This is a genomic window from Neisseria sp. HMSC03D10, from assembly GCF_001807625.1.
GTDB lineage: Bacteria > Pseudomonadota > Gammaproteobacteria > Burkholderiales > Neisseriaceae > Neisseria > Neisseria mucosa.
The window spans coordinates 1-7642 of sequence record NZ_KV789496.1 but is presented as its reverse complement, the minus strand read 5'-3'; the positions used below and the strand labels follow the sequence as shown (position 1 = coordinate 7642).

Genomic DNA, 7642 nt, shown 5'->3' with positions numbered 1-7642 from the left:
ACGGTGTCTTTGTCTTGGCGGCCTTCCAATGCAGTCAGGCGGCGTTTCAGGTCGCTATCGTCGTAGACGGTGTCTTTGTCTTGACGGCCTTCCAGCGCAGTCAGGCGGCGTTTCAGGTCGCTGTCGTCATAGGCGGTGTCTTGGTCTTGGCGGCCTTCCAGGGCTGTCAGACGGCGTTTCAGGTCGCTGTCGTCGTAGACGGTGTCTTTGTCTTGGCGGCCTTCCAGGGCTGCCAGACGGCGTTTGATGTCGCTGTCGTCGTAGGCCGTCTGGCTTTGGTTTCCAGCCACGCGGATGATGGCCGCTTCGGAAACGGCAACGCTGACGGCCTCTTCGTGGATTTTGCGGCCTGCGCCTGCTGTCACGGGGGTGATGCTCGGCGTGATGTGCAGTTGACCGCGCAAATAAGTTTTGACGTACTGGCCGCTGATGGCGCGGAGGTCGTATTCGGCGGTTGTGTGCGTGATGGCGGCGGTCAGAGCGGAGGGAAACAGCAGGCTGACGATGTTGCCGTCAACGGTCAGCTCGGGCGTGATGGTTGCGCCGTCGGGGAATTTGACGGCCAGCGCAAAAGACAGGCCGTCGGTTTGCAACGGCTCGCCTGTTTCGCTGGTCAGGGCGACTTTGAATAGATAGGTGTCGCCCTGGTAGATTGCCAGATTCTTGGTTTTCATTACAATCCCAAAGCGGCGCGCAGGCCGGCGCGTTCGTCTTGGTCGCCGAAAGCGGCTTTATTGCCGATGACGTCAATTTCGACGATGGGGCTGCCGTCCACGCTCTCTTTCCAATAGACAAGCTCGACTGTGAATTTATGCTCGCCGCCTTCGCCTTGCTTGTCGCTGCCGGGGTCGGCTTCGGTAATGCGGCCACGCGCTTCGCCTTTGAGGACTTGGTAGCCGGTGCCGTCTTCTTCCTGCAGCGCGCCTTGGTAGCGCAGCAGCTTGCCGTCAATGCTGCTAGACATAGACTTGAGCATGTCTGCGTCGTAGCCTTTGGAGGTAACCTCCATCGTCAGCTTTTCAAAGCCGTGGACGACAGTCATCTCGGTCATTGCGCCGCCCGGCGTGTAGGTTTCGGTTTGGCGGCTGATTTTGGGGCGCGTGATGTCGACGACGACGCCGTACTGGTTCTCGCCATCGACGAATAAGTTAAAGCCTTTGAGGACTTTTGGCATTTTCATGGGGTGGGTTTCCTTTCAGACGGCCTAGACGGTAGTCGGTTTCAGGGTGTTGGCGAATGTGATGACCTTGTCAACCAAGTTAACAAAGAATGTGTCAGTGACGTGTTGGTTGAAAACCATGTTTTCCAACGGCGGCACCCATGTGAACTCGTAGCTGATTGTGAATTGACCGGCTTGTACGGTTTCGGAGGTGTTGAGGGTTTTGTCGATAAATACGCGCGCGCCCAAGATGTAGCCTCTGTTGACGTACTGCGCCAATTTGGCGTTGATGGCCATGATGATGTCTTCCATCAGGCTTGGGTGCATCGGCTTGTCGAGCGCCCACATGAAGGCTGAAGCGATGGTCTCTTGGATGATTTGGGCGGTACGCGTGGCGACTTCAAAAGCCATCATGCTGTCGTTTGTGCAGGTGCGGTTGCCCCAAACGCGGAAGCCGTCTTCGCGGATCAGGGTGGTGACGTCTTTGTTGTTGAGGGTGTTGGCGTCGCAGTTTTTGTCCAAAAGGTCGAAGCTGCGCGCGAATTTCAGGCCGCTGACGCCGTTGATTTCGGTGTTTGAGATTGACTTATGCCAACCGACATTTTTGTCGAGTTTGGCACGCGCGCCCAATACTCGGGCGATGGTGGCGGCGGTTTCGGTTTTTTTAGTCGTTGGGTCGAACGCCATAAATTCGTTGTCAATCAACATCAGCTCACGTTGGCCGAAGTTTTTGCGGTAGTTGCCCACTTCTGTGATGTCGGGATTGCCGCCTGCGCTGCCATAGGCAAAGGCGCGCGTCGCTTGGGCAACGCCAACCAATTCGGTCAAGACGTCTTGGCTGTCAAGCTCGGGGCAGCCCAAGATTTTCGGGGTAAAACCTGTCACGGCTTTGGCGCGGCGCAGAGCTTTGAGGCCGGTGTAGTTGCCGCCCTCGGCTGTGCCGATGACGTTGGCTTTTTGTTCTTCAGTGTTTTTGCTTTCTGCAACGCGCACGATGACGACTTGTGCGTCGGCTTGGTCAACGATGGCGTCAAGTGATTTTGCGAGCGTGCCTTTGGTGCCTGCTTTGGCCAGCAGGTCGTAGGCTGATGTCGCAAAAATCGGCGTATTCAGCGGAAATACTTTTGCATCGGCATCTTCAGCGGTACAAACCATGCCGATGATGGCTGTCGAGATGTCGCTGATGCTGCGCACGCCTTCGGTGTATTCGTTGGCTGTGATGCCATGATGGCGGTTTGCTTCGGCCATTTGGGCTTCCTTTTTGATGGGTTAATCGATTGATGGCTATGTAGATACACTATTAAAAATTAATCCCACGCATGTGGCGAGCGCGTGGGATTTTTTGGGGATTTTTTAAAATTGTTCTTGCTTCATGGCGCCGGCAAGGTCGGCCGGCGAATATTTGGACGGCTCGCCAAAGCCGATGACGGCGGCGCAAAATTCGGAGCAAAACCATTTGTCGGGGCGTTGGCGGATTTTTAAAACCGTGCCGATGGCCCCCGACCAATCGTAGCGTTTACCCTGTGCCGCTTGCCAGACTCGGTCGAGGTCCGCGGCGGTAACGCCGGGCAGTTCGATTAAATCCCATTTTTCAGACGGCAAATCCATTTTTTTTACGCGCACGCCGCCGTCGCGTATCGATGACGAATAGCAGGCGTAGCCGCCGCCGGACAAGGGGACGGCGATTTCGCAGTGGGAGTAAATACTGCGCGTGATTTTGCGCGTTATCCAATCGCCGAATCGGGCTTTTATCGAGGCGATGCCCCAGCCTTCGCGGTTGCCTTTGTAAAGGGCTAGGTATAAGTTTTTTTTTGTCATAACGCTTCCCTGTAAATTTCCGTCCATCCGCCGCTGTAGTCATACTCCAGAGGATTTTCGGCCTTGAGCATGGCTGCTTTGTGTTTTTCGGCATTGGCAAAGTTGGCTTGTTCGTTATCGTGCAGGGCTTGCATGATTTCACGCAGCAGTTCGGGAGTAAGCTGCAAGAAGCTGTTATCCATCGTTTTCCAGTTGATGGGCTTTTTAAAACCGCCCGTTACACTTTCGAGTGCCAAAGCCAAATATTGCAGGCGCGTGGCATCGTCGGTCTGAAACCACTTGCCGACGGATTCGGCGTACACCCCGTGGCGCAGGCTGTCGTAGCGTTTTTGCTTGATGCGCCCCCACATCTCATCTTGCTGTTCAGCTTTAATTTGTGCGGCGACGGCGGGGAGTAATACCCACGCCTTCGCTTTGGCATCCCATGTTTGATGCTCTTTCTCGCGTGGGGTAAAGGTCAGTTCGTCAGGCAGTTCGCCCACCTGTTCAATTTGCACTGCTGCACCGTCTGCCGTGCGGTAGGCCGTCTTGCCACGATGGTCTTCGATGACGTCCCAGCCTTCGCCGTTCCAGCGGGCGGCTTTGCCTGCGCTGATTTGAGGAGGGTCGGTGTCGATGCAACCGGCGGGAATCAGATAGCTGCCGTCGCGTGCCATGATGTCGAGATCGGCTGTGTTTTGGCCGATGTATAGATGGTCGGCGTCAAGTTGGCAAACGGGTTTTGTCCATTGGATGTTTTGGGTCATTTTTTTTACCTTTCTAAACGGTTTAAGGAAGTTTTATGCCTTGATGCATGCCAGCAGGGCGATATTTCTGGGACGGGTTTCAATGCCGCCAGCCGGGTCGGTTTGGCCATCAGTGTCAACCGAGACGGTTGATGAATGGCTACCCCTGTCGTTGTCGCTTTGGCGGTTGACGCCGATGCCGTGGCTGTGGCTGCGGAATTCATCCGCCTGCCATGAGCCTAGGGCACGATTTCTATCAATCGCTCTTCCGTCATCCCATGATCGAATAAATTCGCCGCGCAAGTCGGGCAAGTTGAAAGTGGTGCGTCCGTCACCACGGCCGTAACGCTCACCGATGGCGGCGAACAGGTTTGCATAGACGGTACGGGATACTGCCGCGCCGTTTGCTTTTAACCATCCAAATGGTGGGACATCCTGGGAAAAATAGGCGACGGCACCAACGGGGACACCTACATTCATCACGTTGTTATCGACACGAGCTATAAGTCCGGGCGTATCCCAACCGATGGCAATTTGGTGATTCTGTCCGCCCAAGCCCACTGCGCCTCCGCGTCGGATACTGTTGTCGTAGGCGGTTTTGACGGCTTTGGATGTGGCAAGACGGTCGGAACTGTCCAGATTGACAGCATCGGATTTGTCGGACATGAGGACGATTGTTATGTCACTGTATGCCAATGTGCCGTTGTCCTTAAGTTGCAGATATTTGTTGCTCTTGGAATTACGCAAATAAATATCTCCTGGACCGGTATAAATATCGGCAGATTTTCCATAGGCGGATACGGACAATCCTCCGTTAAATAAGGCTTTTGATGTAAAGGTTTTGACACCGCCGATTTCTTGGTTACCTCTGGTTTTGACTGCGCCGTCGGCCGCGCTTTCCGCTGCCACCGCCTTGTCATACGCGGTTTTGACGGCTTTGGGCGTGGCTGCTCGGTCTTCCGCTGCGCTGCCGGTGCCGTTGTCGAGCATGACGATGCCTGCGCGTGATGTGGTGGCGGTGTCGATGGCGTGGGTGTGGCCGGTTTCTTGGACGGCGTTTTGGGTTTGGGCGGTGATTTGTCCGGGCGTGCCTAGTTCGATGGTGCGGTTTTGGGCAAGGCTGCCGCCGCCGGTCAGTCCGCTGCCTGCGTTGACGGCGGTGGTGGCGGCGGCTTTGCCTGCCGTTGCCGTCTGAAGGGCGGCGGTTTGGTTTTTGAGCCAAAGTGTGCGGTTGGCGAGGGCTTGGAGCGGCTGGTTGATGGGCGCGCCCGCGCCGCCTACGACGCTGTCGCCGGGTTCGATGAGTCGCACGGCGGTGTCGAATTGGTTTTGTTCTACGGCATTTGCCATTTTTGGGGTTTCCTTTGCTTGGTTTTTAAAGGGTCGGCGCGTTATGCGCTGCCGAAACTGTATTCGCCGTTGAATCTGATTTCGCCGTTCCATCGGTGCGGGTTGGCGCGGTAGTCGAGGCGCAGCAGTTGGCAGCGCAACGGGGCGATGTGTTCGAGCAGGTCGCGGATTTTGGCGGCCTGCCTGATGCTGATGGGTCGGGTCAGCACGATGCTGTATTTCGCCCAATCGCCCGCCATGCCGCCGAATGTGCGGCTGCCGTCGAAGTTGGCGGCGCCGTTCCATGTGAACTCGTTGGCGCGTTCGATGATTTGTACTTCGCCCAACTGGAGCAGGCGGAACAGTTGGCGTATGGCGTGCGGCGTGCCTTTGTGGGAGTGAATCTCGTCAAATGCGGCGATGAGTCGGCGGCGCGCTTCGTCGGTCTGTGCCAATTCCCAGCCCTCGGGCGTTTCGATGCTTCGCTGCCAAGCTAAGAATGGCAGGAAGGCGGGGTCGCAGCGGGCGGGGTCTAGCTGCCTGTTGACTGCGTCGGTATCGAGCGAGGCGGTTTCGCCGTCGGTCAGTCTGGCGAGGGCGTGTTGCAGGGGGCTGTTGTTGGACGGGATCGTGCTGTTCATCATTCGCGCTCGGTGGTTTCGGTGATGCGGATGTACTCGCCCTCGCCGCAAACGATGTCGGCGGTCGGTCGGTGCAGCGTGATTTTTTTAATACCCTCGGTATCGAGCGCGCCGATGATTTTGGAGAGGGCGACAGATGCGCCGATATGACGGTTTTGCTGCCACAATGCGTCTAAAGCCGCGCGGGCGGTGGCGCGTACGGTGGCGCGGTCGAAGTTGTCTTGATACTCGACGGTGTACTCTACCGCCACGTCTTTGGGTTGGGCGGCATAAACTTGGACGTTGTCGCACAAGGGGCGGCGTGTCTCTGCCGACAGGTATTCGCGGGCGGCGTTCAAGACGGTTTCGTCTGGCGTGCCGCCCTGTGTCTTGATGAATACCTCCACGCTTCCCGCTTCGCGGCGGATCGCGCGGGCGTGGGTGATTTGGGGGTGTGCATCGATGGCGTGGGCTTCGTAGGCGGCGCGCGGTCCAGCGGCGGCATATTTTTCGGGATGCGCCTGAACGCGGCGGCGCAGGTCGCCGTCGGTTTCGTATTCGGCGGCAACGGGCGGATGGGCGTCGGGTTCGGCGGCGCGCAGGGTTTTACGGGTCAGCCCGTAGGCGGCGGCGAGATGGTCGAGGTCTGCACCCTGTGCGAATGCCAAGAGGTTGGACTTGACCGCCTCGTTGATGCGGCGGCGGACGAGCAGCTCTTGGTACGCCTGCTGCTGCAGGTCGATGGTGAGCGGCTCGGATTCCAGCTCTAGGGTTTGCGCAACGGTTTCGCGGATGCTTTCGGGGCATAGGGCGATGAGGGCGGATTTTTTTCTGGAAAATATTTTCTCAAAATCCGACCCGTCGATGGCTGATGGCGGCGGCAGCCGCGAAATGTCAAGTTCGGTCATGTGTTTTCTCGATTTCGTAAGCAACGGCCTGCCCGTTGCGGCGGATGCGGGCGGTGATGCTGATTTTCAGGCTGCCACCCTGCCCTGCGGCAACGGTTGTCGTCTCAACGTCGATTCGCGGTTCCCAGCGTGCGATGGCAACCACGACGGCGGTGCGGCATTGGAGCAGCATCGCGGGGGTGATGGGCATGTCGATCAATTCGGGCAGCAGGCTGCCGTACTCTTCACGCATTAGGCGCGTACCGATTCGGGTAAATAAAATATTTTCTACCGACTGCCTGATGTGGTCGGCGGGGTCGGCAAGCATGCCAGTTTTGGCGTTCATCATTTGGGCGCGCCCGTCGTGCCGCCGCTGTCTCCGGGGTGGGTGTGTTCATCGACGACAATGCCGTTGGATGTCATTTTTCCGGTATTGGTCAGCGTGCCTTCGTGGTTGATTTCGCCCTTGATGGTTGTGCCGACGCCTTCGCCGCCGCTGCCGCTCATGCCTGCGGTATAGGTCAGCAGGCCGTTGCTGGTTGTCATTTTTTCGATGACGACGTTGCCTGTGATTAATGTGTCGGGCGTGTCGATGGTCAGTTTGGCAACGGCTTTTAAGGTCATTTGGCCGGAGTTGTGGTTGTAATTAATGATTGCGCCGTCGGGGAATTTGACGACGGTCTCGTCCGCCGATTGGGCTGGGCTTGGGAATGAGGTCGATGCCATGCCGCACATGACCATGCCGTTGGCGGTCTCGCCGCTGGGCGAGAAAATAACGCAATTCTCGCCGACGCTTGGAGGGCGATGGACTGACACGTTTCCGGCCGCCGGTACAAAGTAGGGCAGCCAGTCGGTCGTCAGCTCGCCATGTTGCACTCGTACCAATGCGCGAGCTGGGTCTGATTCGGCAATCACGCCCTGCTTGATGATGTTGGCGATTTTGCGGTTGATTTCGGCGTTCATTTGGGTCTCGCGTGCGTGGGAATGGGCATAGTTTGGCAACGGAAACGCGGTTTTTCTATTTTTGGCGGTTTTGATGGATTTTTTTAAAAGAGAGGCCGTCTGACAACGGGTGAACTGGCCCCCAAATCTTGGACACTCATA

10 protein-coding genes are annotated in these 7642 nt (G+C 57.1%); all 10 read right to left on the bottom strand.

Annotation, left to right across the window (positions count from 1 at the left end):
- Positions 1 to 674, bottom strand: a 674-nt coding sequence (locus tag HMPREF3066_RS01590) for a hypothetical protein (protein ID WP_168160638.1), incomplete at its 3' end; no start/stop codon positions are given.
- Complete coding sequence (locus HMPREF3066_RS01585) at positions 674 to 1180, bottom strand: phage major tail tube protein (RefSeq protein ID WP_070439996.1); 507 nt, start codon at positions 1178 to 1180, stop codon at positions 674 to 676. The genes HMPREF3066_RS01585 and HMPREF3066_RS01590, both read right to left, overlap by 1 nt.
- 24 nt (positions 1181 to 1204) lie before the next feature.
- Positions 1205 to 2407, bottom strand: coding sequence for a phage tail sheath subtilisin-like domain-containing protein (locus HMPREF3066_RS01580; RefSeq protein ID WP_070439994.1), 1203 nt, complete (start codon positions 2405 to 2407; stop codon positions 1205 to 1207).
- A gap of 105 nt (positions 2408 to 2512) precedes the next feature.
- Positions 2513 to 2977 (bottom strand): enoyl-CoA hydratase, encoded by a 465-nt coding sequence (locus HMPREF3066_RS01575; protein WP_070439992.1) that lies wholly within the window; start codon positions 2975 to 2977, stop codon positions 2513 to 2515.
- Positions 2974 to 3723 (bottom strand): DUF4376 domain-containing protein, encoded by a 750-nt coding sequence (locus HMPREF3066_RS01570; RefSeq protein WP_070439991.1) that lies wholly within the window; start codon positions 3721 to 3723, stop codon positions 2974 to 2976. The genes HMPREF3066_RS01575 and HMPREF3066_RS01570 overlap by 4 nt, the downstream gene beginning before the upstream one ends.
- A gap of 33 nt (positions 3724 to 3756) precedes the next feature.
- Positions 3757 to 5052, bottom strand: coding sequence for a tail fiber protein (locus HMPREF3066_RS13460; protein ID WP_083286378.1), 1296 nt, complete (start codon positions 5050 to 5052; stop codon positions 3757 to 3759).
- 41 nt (positions 5053 to 5093) lie between these two features.
- Positions 5094 to 5672, bottom strand: a complete 579-nt coding sequence (locus HMPREF3066_RS01560) for a phage tail protein I (protein WP_083286381.1) — start codon at positions 5670 to 5672, stop codon at positions 5094 to 5096.
- Positions 5672 to 6559: a baseplate assembly protein gene (locus tag HMPREF3066_RS01555; protein WP_070439986.1), complete on the bottom strand. Its 888-nt coding sequence runs from the start codon at positions 6557 to 6559 to the stop codon at positions 5672 to 5674. The genes HMPREF3066_RS01560 and HMPREF3066_RS01555 overlap by 1 nt, the downstream gene beginning before the upstream one ends.
- A complete protein-coding gene (locus HMPREF3066_RS01550) occupies positions 6546 to 6884 on the bottom strand; it encodes a GPW/gp25 family protein (protein WP_070440048.1) in 339 nt (112 codons plus the stop codon). Before HMPREF3066_RS01550 ends, HMPREF3066_RS01555 begins: the two co-directional genes overlap by 14 nt.
- A complete protein-coding gene (locus HMPREF3066_RS01545) occupies positions 6884 to 7501 on the bottom strand; it encodes a phage baseplate assembly protein V (protein WP_070439984.1) in 618 nt (205 codons plus the stop codon). The genes HMPREF3066_RS01550 and HMPREF3066_RS01545 overlap by 1 nt, the downstream gene beginning before the upstream one ends.
- Between the last annotated feature and the right edge of the window lie 141 nt (positions 7502 to 7642).